Below are 15,299 nucleotides of genomic sequence, written 5' to 3'. Positions count from 1 at the left end.
AGCCCGGATGGAGCGCAGCGAAATCCGGGTCCAAGCGCGCGGAGCCATCCCGGATTACGCTGCGCTCCATCCGGGCTACGGACTGCTCGTGAGGCGTTCAGTCCCCTCACCCATTCCGGAACGCATACGCATAGCCGTTCAGCGCTGGCGCGCCGCCGAGATGGGCGTAGAGGATTTTTGCGCCCTTCTCGAAATGGCCCTTCTTGGCGAGATCGATCAGGCCCTGCATCGATTTTCCCTCGTAGACGGGATCCGTGATCATGCCTTCGAGGCGCGCGGTGAGACGGATCGCCTCCTTGGTCTCGTCGGAGGGCACGCCGTAGGCTGGATAGGCATAGTCCTCGATCAGGACGACGTCGTCCTCGACGATCTCCTTGCCGAGCTCGACGAGCTTGGCCGTATTCTGCGCGATCGACAGCACCTGGCCCTTGGTCTGTGCCGGCGTGAAGGAGGCGTCGATGCCGATCACCTTTCGCGCGCGGCCGTCGGCGGCGAAGCCGACCAGCATGCCGGCATGCGTGGAGCCGGTGACGGTGCAGACGATGATGTAGTCGAACTTGAAGCCGAGGTCCTTCTCCTGCGCGCGCACCTCTTCGGCGAAGCCGACATAGCCGAGCCCGCCATATTTGTGCACGGAGGCGCCGGCCGGAATCGCATAGGGCTTGCCGCCCGCGGCCTTGACCTCGTCGATCGCCTGCTCCCAGCTCTTGCGGATGCCGATGTCAAAACCGTCCTCGACCAGGCGCACATCGGCGCCCATCACGCGGCTGAGCAGAATGTTGCCGACGCGGTCATAGACGGCGTCCTCATGCGGCACCCAGGCTTCCTGCACCAGGCGGCACTTCATGCCGATCTTGGCCGCGACAGCCGCGACCATACGGGTGTGGTTGGACTGTACGCCACCGATCGACACCAGCGTGTCGGCATTCGAGGCGATGGCGTCGGGGATGATGTATTCGAGCTTGCGCAGCTTGTTGCCGCCATAGGCGAGACCGGAGTTGCAGTCCTCGCGCTTGGCATAGATCTCGACATTGCCGCCGAGATGCTTTGACAGCCGCTCCAGCTTTTCGATGGGGGTCGGCCCGAAGGTGAGCGGATAGCGCGCGAACTTTTCCAGCATGCGAAAGTCATCCTGATTGGCGTTGATGTCGGGGAAACGACTAGCATCGGCGAAAGGAAATGTGCTCTCTATTGTTGCGCCCATATTGCGCTTATTCTTGCGCTGAAAGCCCATTGAGATATAATTTCTTCCAGAATTCTCCTCCATACTGGAAGTTTCTTCCGTGGCAGCTCGACTCGATCGCACCGACCTTAAGATCCTGAGATTGCTCCAGAATAACGGCCGGCTCAGCAATGCGGAGCTGGCTGAGACCTGTGCCATCAGCCCCGCCACCTGCCATCGGCGCACCCAGCGCCTGTTCGAGGACGGCTTTATCGCCTCCGTCCGCGCCATGATCGCCCCGCGCAAGGTGGCGAAGGGCGCGCTTGTGATGGTCGGCGTGGTGCTGGACCGCTCGACACCAGAGAGCTTTGCGACCTTCGAGCAGGCGATCGCAAAGCTGAAATTCGTGCTCGACTGCCATCTCGTCGCCGGCGACTTCGACTACTTTCTCAAGATCCGCGTCGGCGACATGGAGGATTTCAACCGCATCCATGGCGAGCAGCTCATCGCGCTGCCCGGCGTGCGCCAGACCCGCACCTTCTTCGTGATGAAGGAAGTCGTCGACAACGCGCCGCTAGAGTTCTAGCTATCCCCGCCCGTTCTTGTCGGCGATGAACACATCCTGGTGCGGGAATTTTTCGAACAGCTCCGGCGGCTGTCCAAAATTGGTCGCGAGCACATCCACCGGATTGGCGGCAATCCATTGCGACAGGTCGATCGTCTCGTAGAGGCCGGCGTTGAAGCCGATCAGGATGCGCGCCGGCCGGTCGCCAATGTTCTCGATGGAATGACCATAGCCTTGCGGGATGTAGCCGACGTCGCCGCGTTCAAGCTGCTCGGTACGAAAACGGCCGTGCGAGCCGAACAGCGTGACACCAACCGTGCCGTCGATGACGTATTGCCACTCGTCGGCGTTCGGATGCCAGTGCAGCGTGCGCAGCGCGCCCGGATCGAGATCGAGGATCACGCCGGTGACGGTCTTGGAGATCGGGAAGCGGCTGGAATCGACCCGCCATTCGCGGCCGCCTGGAAACGTCGCATGCGGCGGCTGCGCCAGCAGGCGATATTTGTGCGTCTCCGGCGGCAGCTTCCAGCCCTGCAGCGGCACCGATGGCTCGGCCGGCGGCGGCTTGCCGCGCACAAAATACACCTCGTCCTTCGGGAAGCTCGCGAACGCCGCCTCCGGCAGACCAAAGTTTTTCGCGAGCAGCGGTTTTGGTGCGTGGCCGACCCAGTCGGTGATCGAGAACGTGCCGAACTCCGAGAAGTAGCCATTGTCAAAAATCAGGATGAAATGACAGGGCTTGTCGCCGAGGCATTGCAGCATGTGACCGTGCCCGCGCGGAAAGTACCAGACGTCGCCGGGCTCGAAATCATTGGTCTCGGCAAATCCCTGTGGATCGATCACGGTGGTGCGGACGCGCCCTTCGAGCACGAAGGCCCATTCGGCGGCGGTGGCGTGCCAGTGCAGCTCACGCATCGCACCGACCTCGAGCTGCATCGAGACGCCGGCAATACCCTTCGAGATCGGCAATTGCGTGACGGTCGCTTCCTTGCCAAAGCTGCCGCCGATCACCTTGCCTTGCGATTTCTCCAGCGCGAATTTGAACGTCGGCAATTCCTTGCCTGAGAGATCGGCATCGGGAACGTTGTTCATGAAGCTGGGATCGCCGGCGGCGGCAGGCTGCGAAGCGCTGAGTGCAGCCAGCGCCGCGACGCCGGCGGCCGCGATGAGGAAATCCCGACGCTCCGGATCGGACATGCTGCTCTCCCGCTGCCGCTTCTGCCTTCGATCTGAGCAGACATATCACGGTTGTGTCGGCACCTCCACGCCACCCACGACCGGCGCACGCTTGTCACTTTAACTTCACTTGCCATGGCCAGGACCACGGGCGACGTTTCGCCGATCTCAACGAGGAGACCTCGCCGTGCGACTTCCCATTCTCGATCCCAAGGACCTGAACCAGGAGCAGAAGCCGCTCTATGACGACATGCGCGCGGGCATCAAGGACCACTTCAAGGGCTTCGTGAACATGCGCGACGACGGCGCGCTGCTCGGTCCGTGGAATCCATGGATCCGCGAACCGCGCTTCGGCAAGCCGGTGTGGGATCTCGTCAAGGCGATCGCGTCGAACCCGCTGCTACCGCCGAACGTGCGCGAGGTCGCGATCCTCGTCACCGGCTCGCATTTCCGTTCCGGCTACGAGCTCTACGCCCATGTGCTGGTCGCCGAGCAGCGCGGCCTGCCCGACGACAAGCTCGCGACCATCGTCGCCGGCCAGCGGCCCGTCGACCTGACCAGGCAGGAGGCCGTTGCCTACGACATGGCGTCCGCGCTCGTTAGCGGCGGCGTGCTGCCGGAATTGACCTGGCGCGCGGCGGTGAAGGAGTTCGGCGAGCATGGCGCGGCCGAGCTGTCCTATCTCGTCGGCGTCTACTGCATGGTCTCGGTCACGCTGAACACGTTCGACGTGCCGGTGCCGGATTAGCCTAATTACTCGGCGGCCTTCGGCGCAGGCGGCGGAGGCGAGTAGCAGATACTGCGGTTGCGGCCTTCGGCCTTGGCGCGATAGAGCGCCTCATCCGCCGCGCTCATCAAGGCGTCGATGCCGGACATGCTCACGCTGGCCTCGGCGACGCCGACGCTGATGGTGGAGCCGAACTGCACCTGATGCGACCTGAGCTGCAGCGCCATCACGCGCTTGCGGATGCGGTCGGCAACCATCTTTGCCCGCGACAGGCTGGTTTCCGGCAGCAGGATGGCGAACTCCTCGCCGCCGATCCGGCCGACGATGTCGGATTTGCGCTTGCCTTCGATGCAGGCGGCGGCCACCGCCTTGATGGCGTCGTCACCAACGGCATGGCCATAGCGGTCGTTGATCGACTTGAAGTGATCGATATCGATCATCAGGACCGACACAGAGCGAGAATAGCGCTGGAATCGACTCCACTCCGCTTCAAGGCACGTCAGGAAATGCCGGCGGTTGAACAGGCCCGTGAGCGGGTCGGTGGTCGCCAGCGTCTCGAGCATCTGCGCCTTTTGCGTCAGGTCGGTGATGTCGACATAGGTCAGCATGCGGCCGCCATTGTGCATGGTGGTGCAATGGGTCCGCAGCCGGCGCCCATCGGGCGCCTGCAGGTCGCGCACATGATTGCCTGCCTTCACCTCTTCGACACGTTTGGTCGGGAATTTGGCCGCCTCGCCCGCGCCTTGATCGGGCGCACTCATGCGCCGGGTGCGTCGGACGAGGGATGCATAGGCCGGGCGCTCGGCCGCTTCGTCCTCACTGATCTCCCAGAAATCGCGCACGCGTCGGTTCATGAAGGTCGCATTGAGATCGCGATCGAGCAGCAACACACCGTCCTCGACATTCTCCAGCGCGTCCCTGAGCAGCTTGAGCTCATCAGAGAAGCGAACGATGTCGGTGACGGGCGTATAGGTCAGCATGCGCCCGCCGTCCGGCAGCGGCGTGCACTGGACGCGCACCACATCGCCATTGGTCCGGCGCACATCGACCGGCGTCGGATCACCTGCCTCGATCGTGCGGACGCGTGCCGCCACATGGGCATCGAGATCGGGGTCCGGCACTTCATAGGCACCGGTGTCGCGGCCGTGAAGAAGCAACGTCATAATGGACGGATTGCTGTCAGCTACCTCGTCAGGCAGGCGCCACATCTGTCGGAACGAGCGATTGATCAGGCGCGCCCGGAGGTTGGAATCAAGCAGCACGATGCCGGTCGGCACATGATCGAGCGCCGCGCGCAGCGCCAGCATCTGGTTGCGCATCAGCGAGTCGGACGAGCGTTCCCGCTCCTCGCCGGCCAGGCGTTCGGCGCTGCCCGGCTGTTCGAAGGCAACGCCGGCCTGCCGTTCCGACCGCCAGACCACGCGACAGGACCGGAGGTCCTGACCGGCCATCAATTCCACCATGACGCCGGTCAGTTGCGCACGGCGTAAAGCGGCGTGCGCAGCGTCACCTGGTAGGACGGTTTTGGCATCCACGCGATCTGGGCTGTGATGCCGAACAGGCGGTTGTCGTTGTCGTCCATGCGGTCGAGATCGAGCCGGACGATCGGCTGGGTGAAAGGCTGGATCGGCGTCTGGTTCAGGAGCTGTGCGCCGGCGAAGGACTGGACGCCGACGCGTCCGGTGAACTTCCAGTTGCTCGGCCACTGATAATAGCCGCCGACATAGAAGATCTTGTTGGTGCCGATGCGCGCGACCGGGCTGTTGATGTCGGCATAGGTGTGCTGCATGCCGGCGAGCCAGCCGCGGGTCTCGTCCTCGTCGAGCGCGTAGTCGAACTCCACGATGTTGTTGAAGGAGGTCGTCGCGCCGGGCACGTTGGGTATCGACTGGGTTATCGTCGATTGCAGCGTGACGGTCGGGATGAGGCCGCCATTCTGCTGGTACAGATCGGCCTGGACGCCGATGTTCCAGCTCGTGATCTCCAGCGACGACCAGCCACTGTTGCCGAGGTTCGCGCTGGTGCCCGACACGCCGCCATAGAGCGAGACGCGATCGGTGACGTCGATGGTGAGCGGAAGGTCGATGGCGATCGACTGCGCCGCCGGCAGGCCGCCCGGAAACGAGGTGCCCCTCAAGGCGGCAAGCGCCTCGAGCGCCGAGGAGATCGACGAACTGCCGAAGCCGAGACCGAGCGTTCCCGCGGGGATCGTCGCATAAGTCGTTCGCAGGTCGAGATAGACGTTCGGGACCGACGGTTTTGCCGGCTCGTCGTCTTCCGCCTCAGCGCCGTATGCCGCGGAGGTCATCACGAGGGCGCAGGCCAGCATCGCACCGCAAAACCATGCGGGAGTCCTCGATACCGCTCCAGACGTTTGACTCGACGCTTGATTTGGGATCGCCACGTGACCGTCCGACAGCCCAACCGTTCATGACCGTCGCTAGATGGAACGGCGGCGTTCCAAGCGTCAAGCCGTATCCGCGGCTGCTAGACTGATCGCGCCAGTGCAGGTACCCTGCTGCTGCAGCGACGACACAGAGCCCGCCAGATACGTCAGCAGACCAGATAGGATGACAGCGATGAAGACGTCACGCCGTACCATGCTCGCCGGAATGGCCGGGCTTGTCGCAGCGCCACAGGCCGCCTCTGCCTTCGCACCGTCAGCCGCGGCATCCGGGATGACGGTGGCCGAAGAGCGTTTTGCGCGGATGATCGCCGCCGCCCACGCCCCCGACGTGAGCTGCGCGCACCAGGCGGAGCGTTACGCGGACGCCCATTGGCCGGACTATGTCGGCGCCGCGCGCGCCGTGCTGAACGCGCGGGCGTAGCCAAAATCCCGGCGCGTTCAGGCCGCACGGATCGCTGCGAAGAACGTCTCGGCTTGCGTCCGAAGCTCCGACGATTGCCGGGCTAGCTCGTCTGCGGAGCTCGCCAATCGTGTCGCCGCCCGCCCGGTCTCGGCAGATGCCGCGCTGACACCCGTGATGTTGCTCGAGACCTGCTGCGCGCCAAGAGCTGCCTGTTGGATGTTGCGGGAAATCTCCGCCGTCGCCACCCCCTGCTGCTCGACTGCCGCAGCGATCGCCGTGGCAATCTCGTTGACGGAGGAGATCGTCGTACCGATCTCGTCGATCGCCGTGACCGATTGCCGCGTCGCCTCCTGGATCGCCTGAATCTGCTGGCTGATCTCGCCGGTCGCCTTCGCCGTCTGCTCGGCAAGCGCCTTGACCTCCGAAGCGACCACGGCAAATCCCCTGCCGGCTTCGCCGGCGCGCGCGGCCTCGATGGTCGCGTTCAGTGCGAGGAGATTGGTCTGACCCGCGATTGCGTTGATCAACTCAATCACGTCGCCGATGCGCTGTGCGGCTTTCGCGAGCTCCTGGACGGTGGCGCCCGAGCGCGCCGCCTGGTTGACCGCAATTCCGCTGATCCTGGTCGATTCGGACACCTGGCGACTGATCTCGCGGATCGACGAGCTCAACTCTTCGGTCGCACCCGCAACCGCCTGCACATTGGTCGAGGCCTCCTCGGAGGCCGACGCAACGGCTGCGGATTGCTGCGTCGATTCCTCGGCACTGGAGGCCAGCGCATTGGCGACGCCCTGAAGCGAGCCCACGCTGTCATTGACTCCGGCAAGCCCGGCGCTCATCTGGCCATCGAACCGAACGATGGCCTCACGGATCTGCTGTTGTCGCGCCTGCCGCTCGGCGAGCATCGCCTCCTGATAGACCGAGATCGCGAGATCCATGTCCAGCATGACCGCACTGTTGACCGCGGTCATCGCCTCGACCATCTGCCGGGGCTTCCAGCGATAGCGTGCGACGGCGAGTGCGGTCAGCTGCTCCAGCACGAAGTTGTACCCCCCGATGTACCATCTCGGCTCGAGCCCGATCTTGTTATGGACGAGACCGATCGCACGCACGCCTTGCATATAGTCGCGATCGAAGCGGCCGTTGAACAAACGCGCCCAATGCGCGCCCTGGGCTCTTTTCAGCCGCGGTATATCGTTGCCGACCAGGGCCGCGAGGGCCGGCTCGGTGGCCACGTGCGCGTAAAATCCTTCGAGGATTGCCGGCAATGCCGGCTCGACCGCACCCCAAAACTCTCTCAGGACGCGTCCGGTCTTCTCGTCGATGCGCATGAAACGCATACGGCTCTCGCGGTCGTTATCCGCAGTCTCAGTGGTGGCTGAAATCGATCTCATAAATGGCATCCATCCCGCTTCTTGTGAGGCGACGCGGCGCAAACACTCGTTGACTATTCGGCTAGGGTGCGCACATATCTTGCACATAAGAATTCTTGTCATTTTCAGTTAACATCGCATCGGCGTCGATTGATGCAGATTGTTAACCTGGATCAACTCGAAGAACGGTGCCGAGACGACGCGGCGCCTCAGGCGGCGGTCAAAAAACGATCAATGAAAAGCGTGTCGCCCTGTGCAGCGTGTCCGCGTTTCGGGCTTGGATTTTGCGACGCGGTCCTCGGGCGACCGGACGAATTCGATCCAGGCGCAAGCGCAGGCTGGCAATATCATCGTGTCGTCGCCGCCGGCAAACAGATCGTCGCCCAAGACCAGACCTCACCCGACGTCTTCGTGCTCTGCGGCGGATGGGGATTTCGCTTCCTGCAACTGAACGATGGACGGCGGCAGATCCTGAATTTCCTGCTGCCCGGCGACCTCTTCTCCGTCGCGTCCGTGTTCGAGGAGCGCTTTCATTTCTCGGTCAAGGCGCTGACCGCGGTGCAGTTCAGCGGGATGAGGCGCAGCGAGGTCCAATTCCGGCTTGCGGAAAGTCCGGCGATCGTCCTTGCGCTCGCGAAGACCTGCTCGGTGGAGGCGGAAGCATCCGACGAGATCATCGCCATGCTCGGCCAATGCTCCGCCGAGGAGCGCATCGCCCATCTCTTGCTGCATCTGATGAGGCGGGTCGCAAAACGCAACGTGATCCGCGAACAACGTTATCCCCTGCCGCTGCGCCAGCAGCACATTGCCGATGCGGTGGGACTGACCGCAGTGCACGTCAGCCGCATCCTCGGCAGCTTCCGTGACCGCGGCATCGTCGAGCTGTCGAACGGTGTCCTGAAGGTCGCCGACCTCGCCGAGCTCGAGCGCATCGGCTCGCTCAATTGATCGGACCGCTGCTTAGTCCAACAATATGCAGCTATAGGACGAGAGCGAGATCGCCATGTCGATCGCCAGGTATTTGTCGAGCACCGCGAGCAACTGCACCTGCGACGTTGCCGACAGCGACGAGCCGAGGATGTCCCTGGTCAGCTCGCTCTTCATGCGCGCATAGCCGATCACGTGCCATTTGCAATCGAGGCCGAGCTCGCAATGCGCGATCCCGAGCAGCGAAGCGCTCCTGACATAGGCGTCGTCGAACCGGCCCTCGAACAGGCCTTTCCAGTGCTGATGCTGGCAGGCCTTGAGGCGATCGATCGCGTGCAGCGAACGCGACGGATCGGCGGCGAGATGACAGGCTCCGGCATAGAAGGCCTCGACGATCTCCGTCGACCGGTCTTCGATCATGGGCCAGATCAGCCGACCCATCCGGCGCGATCGGACATCAATATCCAGCACCGTGATCAGCGCTTCCATCTTGGCCTTCCTTCGCGCACGCTCGAACGGATTTGCTCCGGAGGCCTGAGGCTAGGGCGCGCCGGTTAACACTCCGGCGCGCCGACTTGATCTGTGTTGGGAGAAACGGTGCCGACTACCCCGCGGGCCATGCCGCGCGACAGGTGTGGCCGTTGACCTAGCCCATCCGCTCCCACAATCGATGCGCGAGAATGCCGGCGCGCTTCTCGATTGCCGCGGCTGCATCCAGAGCCAGATCCTCGCGATAACGGCCGGCGATGAGCTGCACGCCGATCGGCTGGTTGCCGTGGACGGTCACCGGCACGACGGCGCCCGGCAGGCCCAGCACGTTGATCGCGGAGATGAAGCGGATCTCGCCCCAGAAGATCTGCTGCACGCGTTCGGCACTGACCGCGTCCTCGCGCGGGCCCGGCGTCGGCTGCACCGTGGTCGGCGCCAGCACCACCGGATATTCCTCGAAGAACAACTGCCAGGCCCGGATATGGCCGTTGCGCGCGGCGGTGGCCCGCATCCAGGCCTTGAGGTCGAGCACATTGGCCTTGACCTTCATGCCGCTCCACGCCTTGTGGAAGTCTTCCGATGTGACCTTCAGCATCGCCTCTTCCTGCATCACCACCGTCTCGTTGGTAATGATGTCGCACCAGGTCTGCCAGACGCCGCTGATGTCGGGCACCTCGACCTCGCTGACGCGATAGCCGGAGCGCTCCAGATGATCGGCGGCCTGCCGCAGCGCGGCGCGGACGGCGGGATCGACGTCCATATCCTCGGGGATTTTGGCCAGCGCGACCTTGATCGGCCCCTTCGGCTTCGGCCCGACCAGCGGTGCCGGCACCCACCAGGGATCGCGCGGATCGCGCTGGCTCATCACCTCCAGTGCCAAACGAACGTCGCCGACATGGCGCGCGAGCGGCCCCTGCGCCGACATCAGATGCGCGAGCATCGGGCGTTCGGCCGTCGCACTCTGGTTGAAGGCGGGAATGCGGCCCTGGGTCGGCTTGATGGTCGCAACGCCGTTGCAATGCGCCGGCCAGCGCAGCGAGCCGCCGATGTCGTTGCCATGCGCGATCGTGCCGATGCCGGCCGCGACCGCCGCACCGGCACCGCCCGACGAGCCGCCGCAGGTGATGGTCTCATCCCACGGGTTCAGGGTCAGACCGTGCAGCGGATTGTCGGTGAAACCGCGAAAGGAAAACTCCGGCGTGTTGGTCAGGCCGATGACGATCGCGCCGGCCTTTTTCAGATTGCGCACCACGGGTGAGTCCGACGGCGCGATGAGGTTCTTGTTGGCCGGCACGCCGTTGAAATTGGGCCGGCCCTCGTAATCGACATTCTCCTTCACGGTGACGGGCACGCCATGCAGCAGGCCGAGCGCACCGCCCCTGGCGCGCTGCTTGTCCGCGGCATGTGCGGCCTTCAGCGCCTCCCCCGAGAGATCGACGACGACAGCGTTCAGCTTGGGATTGACCGCGCGCATGCGCTCGAGATGCGATTCCACGGCCTCGACGGCGGACACGGCGCCGGAGCGGATCGCCGCCGCGGTCTCGACCGCGGACCATTGCCAGATCTGCCCCTTGGGACGACGCGGCTTGCCGGCGGCCTTGGCGGGTGCGGCCTTCTTGCTCACCGCTCGCTTGCCAGTCTTTTTGGCCGTCTTCGCCGCCCCCTTGCGCACCACCGCAGTCTTCGGCGCCTTCTTTGCCGCCGTCTTCTTCACAGCCTTCTTCGCCACGTCGCATCTCCAAAAAATTGCGCGGCGGAGGTTATGGGGGATGCGAGGAGGTGTACAGGTGCGATTCTGCATGGGCACCGGCGACGTCCGACTGCGACGAACTGTCAGCAATCGAAGCAACCCGGGATTGCCAATGGGAGCGGCTTGCAGGATGTTTTGGCATTGCGGCACGCGAGGATGACATGAAGCATTACGACGTGATCGTGCTCGGCCTCGGCGCCATGGGCGCTTCGGCGCTCTACCAGCTCGCGTCGCGGAATGTGAGCGTGCTGGGACTGGATCAGTACGATCCACCCCACCAGCTTGGCTCGACGCACGGCGAGAGCCGGATCACGCGCGTGGCCTGCGGCGAAGGTCCGATGTATTCGGCGCTGGCAAGGCGCTCCCATCGTATCTGGACCGAGCTCGAAGAGCAGCTTGAGGTCAGGCTCATGCGGCTGAACGGGCTTGCCGTCATCGGCGGCCCGCGCGGCGCACACCGGCATCAAAATCCTCGCTTTGTCGAAACGACTGAAGAAGCAGCCGATCTGGCCGGCGTGCAATATGAGCGCCTGTCGCCGGCCGAATTGATGGCAAGACATCCGGCGTTCCGGATCGCGGATGACGAAAAAGTCTACTACGACCGTGACAGCGGTTACGTGATGCCTGAAGCGTGCGTCCGGGCGCAGCTCGTCCGCGCGCGGCAACAAAAGGCCGAGATCAGAATCAACGAGCGCGTCGTGTCCTACGAGAACGTATCCGGCGGCGTCAGCGTCGTGACGGACCGCGGCGTCTATCATGCCGGACAACTCATCATCACGGCCGGCCCCTGGCTTCCGCAGTTGCTGCGTTCACCCGTCGCGCTGAAGGTGCAGCGGCAGGTGCTGTACTGGTTCGCGCTTGCGGACCGGAAGGCTCTGGACATGTACCGGCCGGAGAATTTCCCGGCCTTCATCTGGATGGTCCCGGACCGGGACCAGAACATCTATGGACTGCCCGCGCTGGGCGGCGTTTCCGACGGCGTGAAGATCGCGACCGAACAGGAGCTGACGAACGATACGCCCGACAGCGTGTCCCGGACCGTGTCCGACGAGGAGCGGCACGCGATGTTTACGACCTATGTCGAGCCCTTCTTCAACGGCGTGACGGCGCACTGCGTCAGGGCCGAAATCTGCCTGTACACCAAGATCAAGGACGCGCGCTTCATCATCGACCGCCATCCGGACATGGCAAACGTTCTCGTGGCTTCGCCCTGCTCCGGGCATGGTTTCAAGCATTCCGGCGGTGTCGGCGAAGTCCTCGCAAAGCTGGCTCTTGGCGAGACGATTCCGGCGGATATCGACATGCGGCAATTCACGTTCGTAGAGCCGAACTAGCGCCCGCGACCGGTTCCTGGAGCGATCGAGCCCTAGATCGTGAACCGGTCAAAACCCGTCAGGATCTTGATATCGAGATTCTGATAAGACGCGGCGAACTGATTCAGCAGATCGTGCGTCGTTCGCTTGCGCGGGAACTCGGCGCTGTAGACCAGCACCTTCTGCTGGCCCAGGGTTTCGGAGCTCAGGAGTGCAAAGCGCCCTCCCGTCAGCGCCTTGAGATCCTTCTCGATGCGATCGACGTAGTCTTCGGTCGGCGAGAACGCGAACTGGATCAGCCGCTCGAGGCGCCCCTGCGCCCCGAAGGAAATGCCGTCGAGCAGCAGCAGCAGTCCGCCGGCAAACAGGGTAAAGACGATGGCCATGCCATAGAGCTTCACGCCGCAGGCCATGCCGACGGCCATGGCAAGGAAGATATAGGAAATGTCGCGCGAGTCCTTGATGGCGTTGCGATAGCGCACGATCGACAGGGCGCCGACGAGGCTGAAGGCACGGGCAAGATTGCTGCCGATGATCAGCATGATGAAGCTCACCGTCACCGACATGATGATGATCGTCAGCACGAAGGAGCGCGAGTAGGAGATGCCGCCATGGGTACGGCGATAGATCAGGCTGATGGTCATGGAAAGCAGCGCAGCCAACACGACGCTGGCCGCGAATTCCCAAAAGGTGAAGCCGGGCGCAAGTGATTCCTGACCCGACTGGATCTGCTTCAGGAATTCGTCCATTCAAGTGCCCCTTTGTACAAGCTTGAAAGTTTCGGCGTGAAATTGTGACAGCGGTCGACCGCGTTGATGTATTTCGAGAACACGGCCGCCGAGACCTGCTCGGCTTCGAGCGCACGCGCACACCAGGACGGCATGCGATCCCTGCATTTCAGTTCGAGCACGGCGAGGCCCGGCGGGATCATGCGCAGATCGGAGCGCGACCATTCCCGATCGAACATCTCCGGCTTGCCCGCGCGCATGTCGAAATCCAGCGTGACGCGAAATCCGCGATCGACGATTTCCGAGAGCGCGATGCGCCGGTAGGCAACGGCGACGACGGCCGCATAGCGTTCTCGCGCCAGATGCATCGTGAAGGGCGCGAGCGCGGGATCGTCTGCATGGCCGAAGGGATTCGCCACGACATCCAGCGCCTTCGCCCGATCCAGGGTGAGTCGGTCCTTCCAGGACATGCGGTTGAGCTTGTGCTTGGCTTCCAGCACGACCTGTTCGCTGGACCAGTGGTATTTGCGAAGCCTGAGCTTCACGCGCCGCAACTCGCCGGAAACCACGTCGTGGTAGTGAGAAAGCCCCGGAGTGTCGAAATACAGCGACGTCACGACGTAACCGCGCTCATCGGTTGTATTCCGGTCGGGCCGCATGAAGGCGCCGAGCCGGTTGAGGAGCCGGAGGCCGACCGGCATCTCGACCACGCATTTGTACTCGTAACGCGCGCCGGCGACGGTCCCAGGCTGCTTCGATCCCGACATCAACGTTCCAGAACCTGCTTGAGATGGGACTGACACGGCGCGCATTCGGACAGATCGGCGCGAACGAAGTCTTCCGGGCTCGCATCGCTCGTCTGCTCGACCACATGCACGCCGGCTTCGGGCGGCCCGACGATCTTCGAGGTCACGCCATTGGCGTTGAAGACGCTGCGGCCGCTTATTCCGCCGACCTGGGCGTTTTGCGAAACCTTGTTGTAGGCCATCAGGCCCACCATGTTGTCCGTGAAGTAATTGTCCACGACGACGGCACTCGAGCCATCCTTGTTGGCCAAGCCGATATTGTTACGGATGAACAGGTTCTGGACGGCCTCGACCTTGGATCCTTCACCGATCGAGATACCCTTGTCGCCGGAGCCGGCGATGATGTTGAACCGCACGACCACGCCCTGGGCCGAGCCGAGATCGATTCCATCATCCTTGGAATTCACGATCAGATTGTTTTCGACGAGGGCATCGCCGAGATCGATATCCAACGCGTCACGGTTGAGCCTGAACTCGTTCTGGTGAACTTTTGTGTGCCCGCCCCGCACGTTGAGGCCGTCGTCTCCCTTGTTCTCGAGGAATGCCGAACGGTAGACGCTGCTGTTCTTCACGCCGATGATGTTGAGGGCCCCGGTAAAGCGGCGACCGTTCCAGACGAACTCGTTGCCACCCTTGAAGGTGGCGTACTGCACATGGGCCTCGGGCTGCTTCCACAGCACCACGCCGCCCCAGGTGGCGCCCTGATAGGGTCTGAACTCCACGGACGAGGCCTCCGGGAAATGAACCGTTCCCTTCAGGATCAGAAAGCTGTTGTCGGTGAACTCGAGTGCCGCTCCGCTGAAGAAGCGAACCTCGCAAGTCGCGTCGAAGACCACCGGCTGCCTGACGACCCAGATGCCGCCATCGAAATTGAACTGCTTGCAGCCGTCCACATCCTTCTGCCCCAGGGTTCGCGGCAGCGTACCCGGCGTGATCGTGAGGGCGGCCACGCGGGCCTGACGCGCCTGATCATCCATCAGGAACTGCTCCGCCAGCTCGAAGCAACGTCGCCTTGATGCCCCGGTCCAGCACAGCACGGGCCCGAAATCGTCGAACTGGAGCTGCGGATCGATCTGGTAGCGGTCGACGACGACCTCACTGCCCTCCAGGTGCACCTGCAGCTTCTCGGACGAGACGAGGCTGACGAGGTCGACTGCTGGCAGTGGCCGGGACGCCATGCCGGCGCCGTTCAACCGCATACGTCCGTTCCCGCTGCGCTGGAAGAAGAACGGCCATTCGGCCGTGGGGCGAATGGTCTTGCCGCCATGGCGCGGCGCAATGTCGATCGAGGCGATCGGCAGACGGCCCGGATTGTTCACCGTCACCAGAATGCCGCCGATCGTCGTCCGGGCGGGCATGCTGCGACCGAGCCTGATATGGTCCTTCTCGATCTCGATGCGTTCCGCAAGGAACGACCTGGCCCTGAGCTTGCCATCGACGCAGGCGGTGACGGGCACGGCAGCCCCGCCATTG

The 15,299-nt window shown here is 63.5% G+C and carries 15 protein-coding genes; 5 read left to right on the top strand and 10 right to left on the bottom strand.

Translation table 11 applies throughout. The features are described 5' to 3' along the window. Window positions 1–106: 106 nt before the first annotated feature. A complete protein-coding gene (locus C2U70_RS00230; RefSeq protein ID WP_140975850.1) occupies window positions 107–1,120 on the bottom strand; it encodes a 1-aminocyclopropane-1-carboxylate deaminase in 1,014 nt (337 codons plus the stop codon). 163 nt (window positions 1,121–1,283) lie between these two features. Here C2U70_RS00230 and C2U70_RS00225 point away from each other — a divergent pair, with 163 nt between their 5' ends. Continuing rightward, window positions 1,284–1,748: an Lrp/AsnC family transcriptional regulator gene (locus tag C2U70_RS00225; protein ID WP_140975849.1), complete on the top strand. Its 465-nt coding sequence runs from the start codon at window positions 1,284–1,286 to the stop codon at window positions 1,746–1,748. Here the strand turns inward: C2U70_RS00225 and C2U70_RS00220 are convergent, their stop codons facing one another. Beyond that, complete coding sequence (locus C2U70_RS00220) at window positions 1,749–2,924, bottom strand: cupin domain-containing protein (RefSeq protein ID WP_140975848.1); 1,176 nt, start codon at window positions 2,922–2,924, stop codon at window positions 1,749–1,751. It lies immediately after the preceding gene. Between the two features lie 166 nt (window positions 2,925–3,090). On the opposite strand from C2U70_RS00220, the gene C2U70_RS00215 reads away from it, so the two are divergent. Beyond that, the gene (locus tag C2U70_RS00215; RefSeq protein ID WP_140975847.1) at window positions 3,091–3,651 is read left to right on the top strand and encodes a carboxymuconolactone decarboxylase family protein; all 561 of its coding nucleotides are present in this window, start codon (window positions 3,091–3,093) and stop codon (window positions 3,649–3,651) included. Between the two features lie 5 nt (window positions 3,652–3,656). On the opposite strand, the gene C2U70_RS00210 is transcribed toward C2U70_RS00215, so the two are convergent. Further along, complete coding sequence (locus tag C2U70_RS00210) at window positions 3,657–5,081, bottom strand: sensor domain-containing diguanylate cyclase (protein ID WP_246666622.1); 1,425 nt, start codon at window positions 5,079–5,081, stop codon at window positions 3,657–3,659. Between the two features lie 20 nt (window positions 5,082–5,101). Then, the gene (locus C2U70_RS00205; protein WP_186293972.1) at window positions 5,102–5,938 is read right to left on the bottom strand and encodes a hypothetical protein; all 837 of its coding nucleotides are present in this window, start codon (window positions 5,936–5,938) and stop codon (window positions 5,102–5,104) included. A 271-nt stretch (window positions 5,939–6,209) separates the two neighbouring features. Between C2U70_RS00205 and C2U70_RS00200 the strand changes: the two genes are divergently transcribed. Next, window positions 6,210–6,458, top strand: a complete 249-nt coding sequence (locus tag C2U70_RS00200) for a hypothetical protein (RefSeq protein WP_140975844.1) — start codon at window positions 6,210–6,212, stop codon at window positions 6,456–6,458. 17 nt (window positions 6,459–6,475) lie between these two features. Here C2U70_RS00200 and C2U70_RS00195 read toward each other — a convergent pair whose 3' ends face one another. Then, complete coding sequence (locus C2U70_RS00195; protein WP_210243889.1) at window positions 6,476–7,780, bottom strand: globin-coupled sensor protein; 1,305 nt, start codon at window positions 7,778–7,780, stop codon at window positions 6,476–6,478. A 120-nt stretch (window positions 7,781–7,900) separates the two neighbouring features. On the opposite strand from C2U70_RS00195, the gene C2U70_RS00190 reads away from it, so the two are divergent. After that, window positions 7,901–8,761, top strand: a complete 861-nt coding sequence (locus tag C2U70_RS00190) for a Crp/Fnr family transcriptional regulator (protein ID WP_246666621.1) — start codon at window positions 7,901–7,903, stop codon at window positions 8,759–8,761. Window positions 8,762–8,773: 12 nt separating this feature from the next. Here the strand turns inward: C2U70_RS00190 and C2U70_RS00185 are convergent, their stop codons facing one another. Further along, the gene (locus tag C2U70_RS00185; protein WP_140975842.1) at window positions 8,774–9,229 is read right to left on the bottom strand and encodes a protoglobin domain-containing protein; all 456 of its coding nucleotides are present in this window, start codon (window positions 9,227–9,229) and stop codon (window positions 8,774–8,776) included. Between the two features lie 157 nt (window positions 9,230–9,386). After that, window positions 9,387–10,958, bottom strand: a complete 1,572-nt coding sequence (locus C2U70_RS00180) for an amidase family protein (RefSeq protein ID WP_140975841.1) — start codon at window positions 10,956–10,958, stop codon at window positions 9,387–9,389. Window positions 10,959–11,140: 182 nt separating this feature from the next. Between C2U70_RS00180 and solA the strand changes: the two genes are divergently transcribed. After that, on the top strand, window positions 11,141–12,313 hold the full coding sequence (gene solA, locus C2U70_RS00175) for an N-methyl-L-tryptophan oxidase (RefSeq protein ID WP_140975840.1): 1,173 nt from the start codon (window positions 11,141–11,143) through the stop codon (window positions 12,311–12,313). Window positions 12,314–12,345: 32 nt separating this feature from the next. On the opposite strand, the gene C2U70_RS00170 is transcribed toward solA, so the two are convergent. From C2U70_RS00170 to C2U70_RS00160, 3 genes are all read right to left on the bottom strand, one after another. Next, complete coding sequence (locus C2U70_RS00170; protein WP_140975839.1) at window positions 12,346–13,041, bottom strand: DUF4956 domain-containing protein; 696 nt, start codon at window positions 13,039–13,041, stop codon at window positions 12,346–12,348. Then, entirely contained in the window at window positions 13,026–13,787 is a 762-nt protein-coding gene (locus C2U70_RS00165; RefSeq protein WP_186293970.1) for a polyphosphate polymerase domain-containing protein, read from the bottom strand. The genes C2U70_RS00170 and C2U70_RS00165 overlap by 16 nt, the downstream gene beginning before the upstream one ends. Continuing rightward, the coding region (locus C2U70_RS00160) for a right-handed parallel beta-helix repeat-containing protein (RefSeq protein WP_140975837.1) at window positions 13,787–15,299 on the bottom strand (1,513 nt) is incomplete at its 5' end. The genes C2U70_RS00165 and C2U70_RS00160, both read right to left, overlap by 1 nt.

This window comes from Bradyrhizobium guangdongense (genome assembly GCF_006483445.1).
In the GTDB taxonomy this organism is placed as follows: Bacteria; Pseudomonadota; Alphaproteobacteria; order Rhizobiales; family Xanthobacteraceae; genus Bradyrhizobium; species Bradyrhizobium guangdongense_A.
Note: the sequence above shows the minus strand (reverse complement) of the source record. Positions and strands in the feature narration are given on the sequence as shown.